The following is a 15,134-nucleotide window of genomic DNA, read 5'->3' as shown; positions in this document are numbered from 1 at the left end:
AAAAAAACTTATCTTCGTCGCCTTAATTGGGAATATTTTACAATTTATTAACATTTATGGAACGCTTTCAGGGCTTAATAGGCATCCTCCTTATTCTGGGTATTGCCTTTTTGTTTTCCAACAACAGGAGTAAAATTAACTACCGGCTGGTTTTGAGTGGTATTACATTACAGGTGCTGATTGCGCTGCTGGTATTCAAAGTACCCCCTATTACCTGGTTTTTTCAACAAGTAGGCCACGCTATGGGTAAACTGGAAGCGTTTGCACGTCAGGGTGCGTCCTTTGTTTATGGTGGAATAGGCGTATCCCAGCCTCCTACTGGTACCTTTGCCGACTACGCCAGCGGTGGATTTGTATTTGCCTTTAACGTGACTGCCACAATTATCCTGGTATGTGTACTGGTGGCCGTACTTTATCATTTTGGCATTATGCAGCGAATAGTAGCGGTCATCGCCAGAGCAATGAATGTGGTGATGCGGGTAAGTGGTGCAGAAGCGCTGAGTAATGTGGCCAGTGCATTTGTAGGTCAGGTAGAGGCTCAGGTAATGATCCGTCCTTATCTCAATTCCATGACCAAAAGTGAAATCCTTGCTTCTATGAGCGGCAGCCTTGCCTGTATTGCCGGCGGTATCCTGGTGGTATATGCCAACATGGGATTCCAGGCGGGTATGGATATTGCGCCCTTTTTGATCACCGCCAGTCTGATGGCTGCACCCGGAGCACTGGTTATCTCCAAGATCGTATTCCCGGAAACGGAAGAAAGCGTGACCATGGGCAGGGTGAAGATGGAAGTAAAGAGCAACTACACCAACGTTATTGATGCCATTTCCCATGGCGCAGGCGACGGTTTCAAAATAGCCATGAACGTTATTGCCATGTTGATCGGTTTCATTGCATTGATTGCGCTGATCGACTGGTGTCTTATTCATTTCGGCCATCTGCTGCATCTGGATTTTAATCTGAGCCTGGACTGGATCTTTGGTAAATTGTTTACCCCTATGGCCTGGGCTATGGGCGTACCTACCCAGGATGTAAACAATGTGGCAACACTGCTGGGGCAGAAACTAACTATCAATGAGTTTGTGGCCTTTAAAAGCATGACCAGTCATGCAGTAAAAATTGAATCTGCCAAAGCAATTACCATTTCAACCATTGCCATTGCCGGCTTTGCCAACTTCAGCAGCGTAGGTATGCAAATTGGTGGTATCGGAGAACTGGCACCAGGCCGCAGAACAGACCTGGCAAAACTGGGACTCAAAGCATTGCTTTGCGGTACGCTGGCAAGTTATTTGTCTGCCACCATCGCTGGTATTCTTTTGTAATCACTCTCCCGAGTTATATAAAATAATCAGCCCGTATGAGAAATCATACGGGCTTTATTTTTTTAAACTCCTGCGTTTTTTCCGGGTCGATATGACACAGCACAAACCCTGCTCAAAACTCGGTCGTCCTTAAGCAAATTGTTTCTTTAGTCATCTTAGTCTGTTCACCAGGAAATTACATTCCCGGTTTCTATGACCATTTTTCCCGGCAGGAATAATAATTCCTTGTTTACAGTTCCAGTCTTTTCACCAGGGATGCCTGTACAGCTTCCCATGATTGTAAATCACCGGATTCGCCCCAGAAGTTTTTCATTTCTGAAGCGCTCAGTATTTTGTTAACAGCAGTAACAGCCTGATTTCTCAGCGCTTTTGTTGCGATCAGGTTCAGTATGTCCAGTTTGTCCAGCGGATCCTCCGGGAAGTCTTCGCTAGGACGTCCTACCAGCGCGGCTACCAGTTCAGCGGCCGCCAAGCCTTCTTCGCAATCTGCTATTTCCAGTGTCTCGGTGTTATTGATGATACGCGCCAGCGTATCAGTTACCAACCCACCATCTTTGCTATCGATCACGTCAAAAATCCAGTCCTGTGATCCATCATTTTCAAAATTCCTGGTGCCCCATGCGCCCATAGTGTGTAATGTTTTTTATTTTTTTAGAATAATGAAATTGGGAATAAAAGTAATAACTCTCCATACAACAACAAAAACCATCCATCAGTTTAAACTTCTGAAATCCACTGGTACCAGCTTACTCACGCCGGGTTCCTGCATAGTCACCCCATAAATCACGTCAACAGCGGCCATGGTCTGTTTGTTATGTGTTACAATAATAAACTGTGAATTATCAGAAAATTTCCTGATCATGTTGGTAAATTTACCAACATTGGCATCATCCAGCGGTGCATCCACTTCATCCAATATACAGAAAGGTGCCGGTTTGATCAGGTAGATGGCAAACAGCAATGCAGTGGCGGTTAGTGTTTTTTCACCACCGGAGAGCTGTGTAATGGCTGCCGGACGTTTACCTTTAGGTTTTGCGATAATTTCAATACCGGTATCTGCCAGGTTTTCCGGATCACTGAGGATCATATCACACTGATCTTCCTCTGTGAAGAGCGCCTTAAATACGCGGATGAAATTTTCTTTAACCATATTAAATGTTTCCAGGAACTTCTGGTTAGCCGTTGTCTCTACCTCCTGGATAGTTGCCAGCAGGGAGTCTTTTGCATTTACCAGGTCAGTTTTCTGTTCCAGGATGAACTCATATCTTTTTTTCATTTCCTGGTAAGCCTCGATGGCTGTAGGGTTGATTTCACCCATATTTTCCAGGCGTTTCTTCAGCCTTTCCGCGCTGGCCTGCAGCTCTTCTGTTGGCAGCTCTGAATGACGCTGTTCATCGATGATCTCATCCAGGTTGACCTTAAACTCCACGCTCAGGCGCTCTTTCATGGATGCCAGCTGTAGTTTAAGCTCGTTGACTTTATCTTTCACGGTATTGAGCTGCTGCTCCAGCTGTTCGCGGGCCTTCTGTTTTGCTCTCAGTGTAGTTTCCAGCTCCTGGAGGTGGTTGCGGAAGTTATAATATTCCTGGTCTTTTTCGTTCAGCGCTTTCTCTTCTTCCTGCCGGCGGCGGAACAATTCCACGAGCCCTTCATCAGCAGCATTGCGTTTTTCTTCAGCGGCAGCAACATTGGCCACGGTATCTTCCAGTTGAGCTTTGTTACTGGTGATTTGCGTATGCAGGTCGGCCAGCTGTTTGCGTTTGAACTCCAGTTCCTGCTTCAGCGCCTGTATCTTACTGTGCTGGCGCGTATGTTGCAGGTTCTGGTTATTGAACTGCACATTGGCCATATTAAACTGCTGTTCCGCTTCCTGGGCCATTCTGTCTGCCTCCGCAATGCCGTCCTGCAGCTCTCCCACCCGGTCGTTCAGATTTTCCAGTTCTTCCCTCACGCCGGAGATGCTTTCCTGATTGGCTGAAAGAGACTGCTGCATTTCTTCCAGGCGTTTGTCGCCGGCTTCTATCAGGTGATGGAAGTTTTCGATCCTGTTTTGAAGACCAAACAGCTGATTGTTCATCTGATTGATCTTTTCACGGGCAGCGTTGATATTATTTTCATTGAGCTGGCTGTTGTAACCCAGCACTTCATTATGCTTGTCTTGTATCTGTATGCGGAGCCTGCCAACAACTGCTTCCAGGTCTTTAATCTCCACTTCTAGTTTTTCCAGGTTCTTGGCCCTTCCCAGCTTTTTGCCTTCGAACAGGCCTACAGAACCACCGGTAATGTTGAATTTACCACGGTGCATACGGCCGGATTTCTCCACCAGGCATATTTCATCATCGGATACCTGGCTGAACTCCAGCCGGGTGAGGTCTTCCCCGATAAATACTTTCCCCAGCAGGTGATAGCCCAGGCCTTTATATTTTTCTTCAATCTCTACTACGTCCAGCGCCGGAATAGTACCGGCAGGAGCCAGCAGACCATTGGTCTGCGTACGGAACTGGTCGAGGATAAAGAAGTTGGCTTTCCCTTTTTTATGGCTATCCAGCAGCTGGATGGCCTGTACAGCCTCCGCTACATTATTAACAACGTAATAGTTGAGATAAGGCTCCAGCAGGTTCTCCACGCAGGTGCGGTATTCCTCCTTACAGAAAAAGATATCGCTCAGGATGGGAGCGTTGTTATTCCAGTCCGGATTCTTTTTCAGGAACTTAATACTTTCCGGATAGCCTTCGAGACTGTCTACCAGAGATTTGAGGAGGTCAAATTCGTTCCTTTTGGAATCGAGTTTACGGTTTTCATCAACCAGCTGGTCACGTAGTCCTTCGATATCAGACTGGGTAGCCAGTATTTTATTTTTTGTCTCTTCCTGGAAACGCACCATTTCATCCAGTTCATTTTTGCTGGTGGTGATGGTTTGTTGCAGCGTTTCCTTTTCAGTTTCCAGTTGAGTGATCTGTTGCAGCCGGCTGTTTTTCTCCTCCTGAAGCTGCTGGATGCTGCGTTGCAGGTTTTGGACGGAAGTATCCGCCACAGCTACCTTTTTTTCTGCTTCGAACTGTTGGCGTTGCCAACGTTGCTGGTCATTGCGCAGTGTTTCGAGGGATTGTTTTTTCTGCTGGAAGCGTTCCTTTTTATCCTCCACCATTTCGCGGAGGGTTTCGAGTTCGTCTTCCATGGATTCAAACACTTCAGCTTCTTCCACCACCTGTTTTTCGGAGAATTCGATGGAAGTGGTCAGTCCCTGCAGCTGTCCCTCTGCATTATTGAGGAAATCGCTGATGCTTTTCTCCCGTTCGCGCAGGTAGGTGAGCTGTTGGGAGGCCAGGTTCTTATCATTTTCTTTGGTACGGATGGTGGCTACCAGTTCGTTGAATGATTTCTGGAGGGCTTGCAGCTCTCTTTCCTTAGCAACGAAGTGTAGTTTATCTTCTTCCACCGCAGCTTCCGCCGTTGTAATTTCGGTTTCCAGCTGCAGTTTTCGATCGCTTTCTTCCTGTTGTTTGTCGGACAGTTCACGAAAGGTGATATTAAAACCTTCCAGGGCTGCCTTAGCCAGTTCTATGCTGATGTCGCGGTATTCCTTTTTTACTTCATAGAAGCGTTCGGCTTTGCGGGCCTGGCTTTCCAGCGTTTTGAGGTTATTGTTGATTTCGAACAGCAGGTCCTCAATACGGTTAAGGTCACCTTCAGTGGCTTCCAGTTTGGATTTAGCTTCTTTTTTACGGGTTTTATATATGGAGATGCCTGCCGCTTGTTCCAACATGCGGCGACGGCTGTTTTCCTTGTCTTTGATGATATCGTCTACCATTCCTAGCTCGATAATGGCGTAGGAATCGGTGCTGACGCCGGTGTCCATAAAGAGGTTATGGATATCCTTAAGACGGCAGGCCACGTCATTGAGGCGGTATTCGCTATCCCCGTTTTTGTAGAATTTGCGGGTAATGGTGACGGTAGTAAATTCGGTAGGCAGTACGTTTTTGGTATTTTCGAAGGTAAGGCTTACCTCCGCCATCCCGCTGGCGGAACGTGTTTTGGAACCGTTGAACACAAGTCCGGCCTGGTTTTCCGAACGCAGGTTGCTGATTTTATGTTCCCCGATCACCCAGCGGATGGAGTCGATAATATTACTTTTGCCGCAACCGTTTGGGCCTATTACTCCGGTTATCCCTTCATCAAAGTTCAAGACGGTTTTATCAGCAAAACTTTTAAAGCCTTTAATTTCTAGTGTTTTTAAGCGCACGACTTACTCCGAGGTTTTTTTAAGGCGTCAAAGATATAATTTTACCCGAATGAAAAGTAAATTAAGTGAGAAGCAGGTATCTCCCTTAATTTTTTATACACACTGTGGCGAAAAATAACACCACCGAAGCCCCTACAGATTTTCTAAAAGACTGATTATAAATATAGTAAAAAGCAGGATTATAATTTAATTGCCTGTGAGAAATTTACATTAACAAGGAATGTTAAATTGTATCCGCTGTTTCCAACCGCTCCGGAATAGCAGTAACATTTCATAGCTTGTGTAACTAATCCGGCAGCACCTATGTAGCTATGCCAGAATGACTTATGCCATTTTATACAGATAGGCCGCCCCGGAGTAATACCTCAAAATAATCCATTCTACCCATGACGCTAAGAGGCACATTGCTGTTGTTCCTGTTATTGATTGTTATTTCCCTCCAGGCCCGCCAGCAAGGGGGATCTGTCACCGGACAGGTAATAGACAGCATTACCGGGAAGCCCGTAGAATTTGCGACTGTAGTACTGATGCAAGCGGCCGACCGTAAAGCAGTTGCCCATACCCTCGCCGACAACCAGGGAGGTTTTAACTTCAGCGGCGTGGCACCGGGCTCTTATCAGATAGGCATTACGATGCTGGGCTATACTCCCCGTATGCTCGACACATTCAGGGTAGATGCCGCCCATCTCACCCACCGCCTGGGCATCCGCTACCTGTCGCAAACCATGCGGCAACTGGGCGGCGTGACCGTTACCGGCAAAAAGCCACTGATTGAGCTGGAAGATGAGAAACTAATCTACAACGTAGAAAATGATATCGAAAAAGACAACAGCTCTGCTTCGGATATCATGCGTAAAATCCCGTTCGTTACTGTAGATGCCGACGGGACCATTAAATTAAAAGGTCAAACCAACTACAAAGTACTACTGAATGGTAAAGCCACCTCCATGATCACCAGGGATCCCAAAGAAGCATTGAAAGCATATCCTGCCAGTATCATCAAAAGAATAGAAATTATTACCGAACCCTCCGCCAAGTATGATGCAGAGGGTATTGGAGGCATTATCAACATTATCACTCAAAAGCACACGATAGGATATAACGGTAGCCTATTCAGCAGCTATAACACCCTGGGAAGATTCAATGGAGGAGGGTCTTTCAGTGCCAGGAAAAAGAAAATTGGTATTACAGCTTATGTCAGTGGCAGTTCAGAAAACAGCCGCTTCAGCAGCTCCATCATCCGGGAAAGTTTTATCCCTGGTGACAAAGGCCGCCTGGAGCAAAATACGGAAACAAGAAAAAACAGCCACTCTTTGTCTGGCAGTCTGGAACTTACTTACGACATAGATAGCTCCAATAGTATCGGCATATCCGCCAGTGGTACCTTTAATAGATCGACCATCCATACACCTCAGGACAACAACTGGTATGACAGTAGCAACCACCTTATCCAAAAGGGCACTTACCAAAGCAACAACTACAATCCTGGCCAGGGGGTGGGAACGGGAGTGGACTACCAACACAAATTCAAACAACCCGGACATGAATTGTCATTTGTATTATACATAATTTCAGGTTCTGCGGATGGCCATACCGATAACATTCAAAACAATTATCCCGGTACAGATAGCTTTTATAGGAACAATAATGTTATCCAAAACCGGCTAACCACCGTGCAAATGGACTATACCCTTCCACTTCCTCATGACCAGAAACTGGAAACCGGCGTTAAAGGCACTTTCCAGAAGACAGAAAATACGACCACACAGGTTGTCCGTAATTCACAAGGCGATACGATACCCAACCCCGATCGTTTTAATATCTTCAATACACAACTGAGCATTCTGGCTTTTTATGTCACCTATCGATTTAAGATAGGCTCTAAAATCAGCGTTAAGCCAGGTACCAGATTAGAACAGACTTATCAGACCGGGGATTTTTTTTCCAACAACACCACCATCAAGAGTAATTATCTAAGTCTGGTACCTACTATTAACATTACATGGCAGATGGAAGCCCTCAGTACCCTCTCTTTATCCTACAGCCGCAGATTACAGCGGCCAGAGATCCTTGCGATGAATCCCTATATCAATGATAATGACCCCTATAATATTGTATATGGTAATCCCAACCTGAAACCGGCCTATGCCAACAGTTTCGGACTCTATTTAAACAAAATCCTGGATAAGATCAGTCTGACTACCGGTATAGATTACACTTTTACCAATAACTCAATTCAAAACGTTATCAGTGTTGATGGCACCAAAGGCATTACCAGAACCACCTATGACAATATTGGCAAATCAAAAGCCGCTGGCGTAAACCTTGGTCTTCGCTTCTCTCCGACTAAAAAATGGAATGTAGGAACCAATGGGCGGGTGAGCTACACTGATTTCAATAACGGCGGTAATCTGCACAGCAGTGGTTTTTCCTGTAATGTATACATGAACACAGATTATAATTTTGGTCATGATTTCCGGGGCGATGCCTATGGATATTTCTATAGCAGCAGCCCAAGCCTGCAAGGCAGCAGTAGCTCCAATATTGGTTATGGCTTTACCCTCCGCAAAGACCTTCTCAATAAAAAACTCTCCCTCACCTTGAGTGCTGATCAGCCCTTTCGGAAACAGCGCCCTATGATATCCGAAATCAAAGACCCCTCCTTTCACAGGATATATACTACCAACTTCCCTGCTAACTCTTATAGCTTCTCGGTTAGCTGGCGCTTTGGTAAACTAACAAACAGCGCTACACGAAAAAGCACGGTTGACACCAGCAGTATTCAATGATCTGCAGAACAAAAGGGACTCACTCAGAACCTGATAAAGGCTTATTAAAATGTAAGGTATTTAGAAAAATTTCAAAAATATTGTGCTGGAAAGTTACGCTGAACACATTGCTTCTTTGCTGCTTTGCGAGATGCGTGTATCTTTGTGTTTTCAAAAACAGATTAACGTTTGCGTACAGAACAGCGGATCAACGATATTAAGAGCTTCCTTTACAGTTATCATTTCAGCAACGGTTTGCGCACCACTATCAGTGTGGTGGTCCCCTCCCTTATATTTGCGGCCATTGGCCAACTGGGCCTGGGTATTGCCATGTCGATGGGCGCCTTGTGTACCGCCCTCAGCGATGTACCTGGCACTATCATCCACAAGCGCAACGGACTTATCATCAGCACCATCCTGATTTTTATTACAGCACTGGGCACAGGGCTGCTATTGCCCTATCCAACACCGATGGCTTTCTGGATATTGGGTTGTTGTTTTGTGTATGCAATGATGCTGGTGTACGGCAACCGGGGTGGTAATATCGGCACCGGCTGTCTGCTGATTATGGTCTCCATCCTTGGAGAGACACATCTTTCACCAAAGATGACGGTAGTATATGCAGGCATGGTGCTGCTGGGCAGTATCTGGTATTCGCTGCTGGCGCTGATCCTGTGGCAGATCCGCCCCTACCTCAATGTACAACAGGCTCTGGGCGACTGTATCCTGCAGACTGCCCGCTACCTGGAACTGAGGGCTAATTTCTATACACCAGGAGTAGATGTTGCGGCCAACTACAAGGCTGTGCTGGCCCAACAGGTGATCGTCAACGAAAAACAGGAAAACGTGCGTGAGCTGCTGTTAAAAAGACGCTCCGCCCAACAAGGTACCACCAGTATCAATAAAAGCATGGTGCTCATCTTTCTGGACATGGTGGACCTGCAGGAACAGATCATGGCCTCCCAGACAGACTACAATGCCCTCCAGCGCGATTTCCGGCAAGACGATATCCTCGGGAAATTCCATGCCCTCATCACCGAATTTGTGGAAGAACTTAAAAACATAGGACTGGCTGTGGCAGCCGGACAACGTTCCCTCCCCAAAACCAATCTGAAATATGAAATGGAAAAGGTGAAAAAGGCTATCGCGGACATTACCCTCAAACTGCCTACCCTGGCGGAAAGGACCCGCACCATCCCACTCACCAATATCCTTCAGAACCTCCAGGATATGGCGCAAAGGATCTACAACCTTCATCGCCTTACTCGCCTCGAACGACTGAAAGACGCAACCATTGATCCCAAGCTGGAACTGTCTAAGTTTACCACCCGACAGAAATATGATTTTGAAACTTTCCGGGACAACCTGACCTTCAAATCCCATATTTTCAGACATGCTATCCGCGTAAGCCTCGCCACCGTGACTGGTTATCTGCTGGGAATAACCTTGCATCTGGACCGTGTATACTGGATCCTCCTGACGATTGTGGTAATCCTGAAACCCGGCTTCGGCCTTACCCGCTCACGCAGCATACAACGCCTGATAGGTACTGTTCTCGGAGCACTCTTTGCCGCCGGACTGCTTTACATCACACACAACAATACCATTATATTCATCACCATGTTGCTGTGTATCCTGGGAGCCTATAGTTTTATGAGCTTCCAATATACACTGAGCGTGTTTTTTGTGACACCTTTTATCATCTTCCTGTTGCATTTCCTGCATCCGGCTGATCTCTACAATGCTACCCAGAGAGTACTCGATACCTTCATTGGCGGTGGTATCGCCTTCTTCGCCAATATGTTGCTGTGGCCTTCCTGGGAACACAATACGCTGCCCGGGTTCATGCAAAAAATGCTGCTCTCCAACCGGAAATATCTGGAACTGGTGTTAAAGGTATATGCCGGAGAAAGCAATACCGTGACCGATTTCAAGCTGGCCCGTAAAACCACCTATGTAGACACAGCCAATATGATGGCCGCCTTCCAGCGGATGTTGTCTGAACCTAAAAGCAAACAGAAAAATGCCTCCAAAGTATATCACTTTGTAGTACTGAACCATACCCTTACTTCCCATATAGCCGCCCTGGCCGCCTACAGCATGCATCACGGTGTGCAGTTCCCCAGGCCGGAATACCAGGAAATCACCAATTACCTGCTGGCCTACATGGACCAGCTGTACCTGATGATTGATCCCCGGACCCGTGAGCAAGCCCAACTACAGGCTCCCATCAACGCCTTTGATACACTGGATGAACATCTGCACAACCTGGTGCACCTCAGACAGCTTGAGATCAACGAAGGAAAAGGTGCTACCCCCACCCGGGATGAGATGCTGGAAACCAAACAGGTCCATGACCAACTGCAGGCCATGCTTTCTCTTGTAAAGGATATGGGTAAAGCCCTGAGCTGATTCATAAATAAAGAAACAGCAGCCCCTTTTGCCTGGTAAGCTATCCAGCAAAAGGGGCTGCCTCTTTTATAGAGACAGCCCCTCAAAAATAGTTTCAATCAATATCTCAGCTCAATATTATAAACTGATCTGTTACCGGCGTCAATGCCTCCAGTACCCGGTCCAGGAATGCTGGTCCTTCTGCGGCATACCAGGGCATAAAGTTTTCTTTACGCTCCTGTAAGGCGCCACCGGGGAACAATTTATTTTTCACCTGTTTGATCTGGTCAGTTTGCCAGGCAAATTTTTTCTTTTCCGCCCGCAGAAACTTGTGCTCCAGTTTACCAATAGATTTTAACGCTTTGCTCCTTTCTGCCCCGGCACTGGCCACCAATGTCACATCGATACTACGTGCCTTTTCCTCCAGGGCATCAAACAACTTTTCAATGACAGCATATTCCTCTTTGAGAACCAGCGTGGCATTGGTATGTTTTTTCACATAGCCGTTCACGATATCATCGGTACTTTGGAACAATTCCGCAGTGGTAATCCCCAGCTTATCAAGGCGCTGCTTCGACATCTCATCTGTCAATAACAGGGAGTTACGCAACAGCAGTACAGGATATGGTACTTTATAATGAGCAAAAAGGCCTTTCAGCTCCAGCCAGTAGGCAATTTCTCCACCACCGCCCACAAAAGCGATGTTAGGGAGGATCGTTTCCTGAAACATTCCTCTCAGGATGACATTGGGGCTGAAACGTTCGGGATGTGTTTCGAGCTCTTTTTCCAGGGCGGCAGCGTCAAATTTCAACGGGGTGTGTAATACTTTCCACTGTTCCCCTTCCTGTACGATCCGTTCCCGCATACCATCCTGCAGATAAAAAAGATTTATTTCCCTGGGATTGGCCTGGACTTTATAGTGAGCTTCCAGTTGAGCCAGGGTATCATTAACGATGGTATGGGAAGCCTGATGAAAGAGCTCATCTTTCATGACAGGAATATATAAACGTTTCAGGTCAGGATTGTCAGGCACCAGTACCACCAGTCCATAGCGGCCAAACAGCTCGTGTACAAGATACAGGGTGGCTTCCTGGATATTATTGTGTTCAAGATAGGCCTTGCGTAACAGCGCAATCAGTTCTCCAGCATGCGGAGCATATCCCAGCGCATCTTTTACCTGGCCGATAAGCTGTTCCAGTCCATCGGGCTGCATGCGGCCTACAGCTCCCTGCTGGCCGGCAGACCAGGTCAGGGTTTTACCTTCCAGGTATATACTTCCCAGTTCTTCCAGGTCATTATCTTCGCTGCCCATATAGTATACAGGCACAAAGTGCTGTTGCGGATACTGTTGTTTCAGTTCCCTGCACAGTTTGATGGTTTGCAGGATCTTATATACAAAATACAGGTAGCCGGTGAAGATGTTGGGCTGGTGAGCAGTGGTGACCGTAAAGGTGCGCTCTTCCAGCAGGCTGGCAATATTATCCTGTACCGCCTTCACGGGTTCCAGGTTTTTATATTGCTGTTGTAATGCCGCTACCAGGGCTGTCCGGGGGGTATTGAACTGCTGACGGGCCTTGATAGCTGCAGCAAAATCCGGTTTTACAGGCGAATAGGCGTAAAATGGTTTGATCTGTGGCTCTTCTGCTAAAAAATCTATTACCAGCTGATTAAAATAACCAGTCTTCCCATAAGGAATATACTCGAGCATATTGCGTGTCGAATTACAAATGATCAATAAAAGTAATCGATATATCTGAACACATCGAAACTTTTGAATGTACGAAGTTAGAGAAGAAATTGTGATTTAAAGATTTTTGATTTTGAAATTTGATGGACGGAGTCCGGTGATTATGGTTTGGAATTTGCCGATAATGGGAAAACGGCTGGCAGTATGGTTCTGGCCGGATAAAAGGTTTAAACTATGAAGATCGCAATTCTTTCACCGGTAGCGTGGCGTACCCCACCCAGACATTACGGCCCCTGGGAACAGATGGCATCCAACCTGGCAGAAGGGCTTATTGCCCGGGGAATAGATGTAACCCTTTTTGCCACCAGCGATTCTGTTACAAATGGTAAACTGGCCTGGATATGCCGGCAGGGCTATGAAGAAGACCACTCCGCAGATGCCAAGGTCAACGAATGCATGCATATCAGCTACCTGATGGAACAGGCACATCACTTTGATCTTATCCATAATCATTTTGATTTTCTTCCCCTCACTTATTCCCGGCTTATCGGCACTCCTATGGTCACTACCATCCATGGATTTTCTTCTGAGAAAATTGTTCCTGTGTACCAGCGCTACAACCAGGGGGGGCATTACGTCTCTATCAGCAATTCCGACCGTCATCCATCCCTCCAGTATAAAGCAACAGTATATAACGGTATCCGGGCAGAGGACTTTAGTTTTAGTCCCACCGCCGATGGTTACCTGCTTTATTATGGGCGTATTCATCCGGATAAGGGCACACACGAGGCCATACAAATAGCCCGGCACACCAACCGGCAGTTGCTGATGGCGGGGATAGTACAACAGAAAGATTATTTTAACGAGATGGTAAAACCTTACATCGACAATGAGCAGGTAAAGTACCTGGGACCGGTGGGGGGCGCTGCCCGTAGTGAATTATTGGGTAAAGCCACTGCACTCCTGCATCCGATCAGCTTCAACGAACCTTTCGGGCTGAGTGTGGCGGAAGCTATGCTTTGTGGCACTCCGGTCATTGCATTTAACCGTGGTTCAATGCCGGAGCTGATACAGAACCAGCGCACCGGTTTTCTGGTGGATACCACACAGGAGGCAGCAGCAGCGGTGGAAGACATCCGTATGATAGACCGCTATACATGCCATATGCATGCCCGTGAGCACTTTACAACGGAACGGATGACGGAGGATTATCTGAAAGTTTATAAAATGATCTGAGCAGGCTATACACCGTCGGCTTTGATCTGGTTCAGCAGCTTTTCCAGGTTGACTGTAGCGAAGCCTGAAGCATAGTCGGATAAGCCATAAGGAATGATCAGCTCATCATTATGTACGATAGAGCCGCAGGAATACAGGACGTTGGGCACGTAACCTTCCCTTTCGTCCTTATTGGGCATAAGCAGCGGCTCGCGGAGACGGCCTATTTCCGTGCCGGGATCATCCAGGTCCAGCAGACTGGCACCAATACAGTAAGTACGCATAGGGCCCACCCCGTGGGTAATCACCAGCCAGCCCTCCGGAGTTTCAATGGGGGAGCCGCAGTTGCCCACCTGAACAAATTCCCAGGGATATTTAGGGGTATGCAGTATCTGAGGATTTTCCCATATATTAATTTTATCGGAATACATGATATACCCGTTGATACCATCGATACGGGATATCATCACATATTTTCCCTTGATTTTACGGGGAAAGAGGGCCAGATTTTTATTCTGGGCCCCCTCTCCATATAAGGGCATTATTTTGAAATTATAGAAATCTTTTGTGGCCAGTAGTTTGGGCTGAATAGTCACACCATCAAAGGCGGTATAGGTGGCATAATAGGTGACACTGCCGTTTTCGCTGGTATATTTTACAAACCGGGCATCTTCTATCCCTCTGCTTTCCGCATCGGAATATGGGAAGATGACACGGTCTGAGATATCGGTGTCCAGTGAGAAATTCAGTTCATAGTAAGAATCTGCCAGCCACAGCAACCTTTCCAGTGCTTTTTTGAGCAGGTGGTCTATTTGGTAACGCTGCTGCATTTCGCGGATTACCTTCTTCAGAGCCATGTATTCAAACTGATCGGGCAGGCTGTGCATTACTTCCTGCATAACCGGATCGGGGAGTTTGATAGACACCGCGTTCTGAAAGAAATTACCTTTATTATACATGGCGTTGCGGATCACTTCTGCTTCATCCACATAATTGCCGGCAGTTTCCAGGGTGATCTGGTTATCACGGTCTATCAGTCCGCTGCGGAAGGCAATGGAAGAAATATGTCCTTCTCCAACTGCGCGGAAGCTGAGTATGATTCTTTTCTCCCCTACTTCCAACCCGCTCTGGTCCACATCTTCAATCATCGATGGATTAAAAAAAGCAGCAGACTCTATGGAATATTCATTGGTAAAATACGAGCCGGTCAGCAGTTTCCTTTTCAGCGACAGCTCGTCATAATTGACTTGCACTGCGGCGAAAAGATGTTTGATTCTGTCTGCATGTCTTTCGAAGATGCGGGTAATATTACGGTGACGCCGGGAAAACTCTCTCAGTATAGGCGTAATCGTTACTTCTACTTCATCATCGGTCATCCCAGCAACATGCTGAATGATGGATTTAGCCCTGGCTTCGCCATTGAAAAAAAACCTGGCGACCACCCTTTTCAGATCAGGATAAATCTTGGTAGGCTTCCGCTCGATTGACAATCGCATGTGTATTGTTTT

Annotated in this window: 8 protein-coding genes; 4 read left to right on the top strand and 4 right to left on the bottom strand. The window is 46.7% G+C overall.

The window, feature by feature from the left end:
• Window positions 1-56: 56 nt before the first annotated feature.
• Window positions 57-1,322 (top strand): NupC/NupG family nucleoside CNT transporter, encoded by a 1,266-nt coding sequence (locus tag DF182_RS24680; protein WP_113619720.1) that lies wholly within the window; start codon window positions 57-59, stop codon window positions 1,320-1,322.
• Between the two features lie 229 nt (window positions 1,323-1,551).
• Here the strand turns inward: DF182_RS24680 and DF182_RS24675 are convergent, their stop codons facing one another.
• Window positions 1,552-1,950, bottom strand: coding sequence for a DUF4259 domain-containing protein (locus tag DF182_RS24675; RefSeq protein WP_113618442.1), 399 nt, complete (start codon window positions 1,948-1,950; stop codon window positions 1,552-1,554).
• Window positions 1,951-2,034: 84 nt separating this feature from the next.
• Window positions 2,035-5,565, bottom strand: a complete 3,531-nt coding sequence (gene smc / locus DF182_RS24670; RefSeq protein ID WP_113618441.1) for a chromosome segregation protein SMC — start codon at window positions 5,563-5,565, stop codon at window positions 2,035-2,037.
• Between the two features lie 386 nt (window positions 5,566-5,951).
• Between smc and DF182_RS24665 the strand changes: the two genes are divergently transcribed.
• Window positions 5,952-8,354: an outer membrane beta-barrel family protein gene (locus DF182_RS24665; RefSeq protein WP_113618440.1), complete on the top strand. Its 2,403-nt coding sequence runs from the start codon at window positions 5,952-5,954 to the stop codon at window positions 8,352-8,354.
• 168 nt (window positions 8,355-8,522) lie between these two features.
• Window positions 8,523-10,745 carry an FUSC family protein gene (locus DF182_RS24660; RefSeq protein WP_113618439.1) on the top strand — a complete coding sequence of 741 codons (2,223 nt, stop codon included), beginning with the start codon at window positions 8,523-8,525 and terminating at the stop codon, window positions 10,743-10,745.
• A gap of 106 nt (window positions 10,746-10,851) precedes the next feature.
• Here DF182_RS24660 and bshC read toward each other — a convergent pair whose 3' ends face one another.
• A complete protein-coding gene (bshC, locus tag DF182_RS24655) occupies window positions 10,852-12,432 on the bottom strand; it encodes a bacillithiol biosynthesis cysteine-adding enzyme BshC (RefSeq protein WP_113618438.1) in 1,581 nt (526 codons plus the stop codon).
• Between the two features lie 213 nt (window positions 12,433-12,645).
• Between bshC and DF182_RS24650 the strand changes: the two genes are divergently transcribed.
• Window positions 12,646-13,647 (top strand): glycosyltransferase family 4 protein, encoded by a 1,002-nt coding sequence (locus tag DF182_RS24650; RefSeq protein ID WP_113618437.1) that lies wholly within the window; start codon window positions 12,646-12,648, stop codon window positions 13,645-13,647.
• A gap of 5 nt (window positions 13,648-13,652) precedes the next feature.
• On the opposite strand, the gene DF182_RS24645 is transcribed toward DF182_RS24650, so the two are convergent.
• The gene (locus tag DF182_RS24645) at window positions 13,653-15,122 is read right to left on the bottom strand and encodes a glycoside hydrolase family 130 protein (protein WP_113618436.1); all 1,470 of its coding nucleotides are present in this window, start codon (window positions 15,120-15,122) and stop codon (window positions 13,653-13,655) included.
• Between the last annotated feature and the right edge of the window lie 12 nt (window positions 15,123-15,134).

The sequence above is a fragment of the Chitinophaga flava genome (assembly GCF_003308995.1).
GTDB lineage: Bacteria > Bacteroidota > Bacteroidia > Chitinophagales > Chitinophagaceae > Chitinophaga > Chitinophaga flava.
Note: the sequence above shows the minus strand (reverse complement) of the source record. Positions and strands in the feature narration are given on the sequence as shown.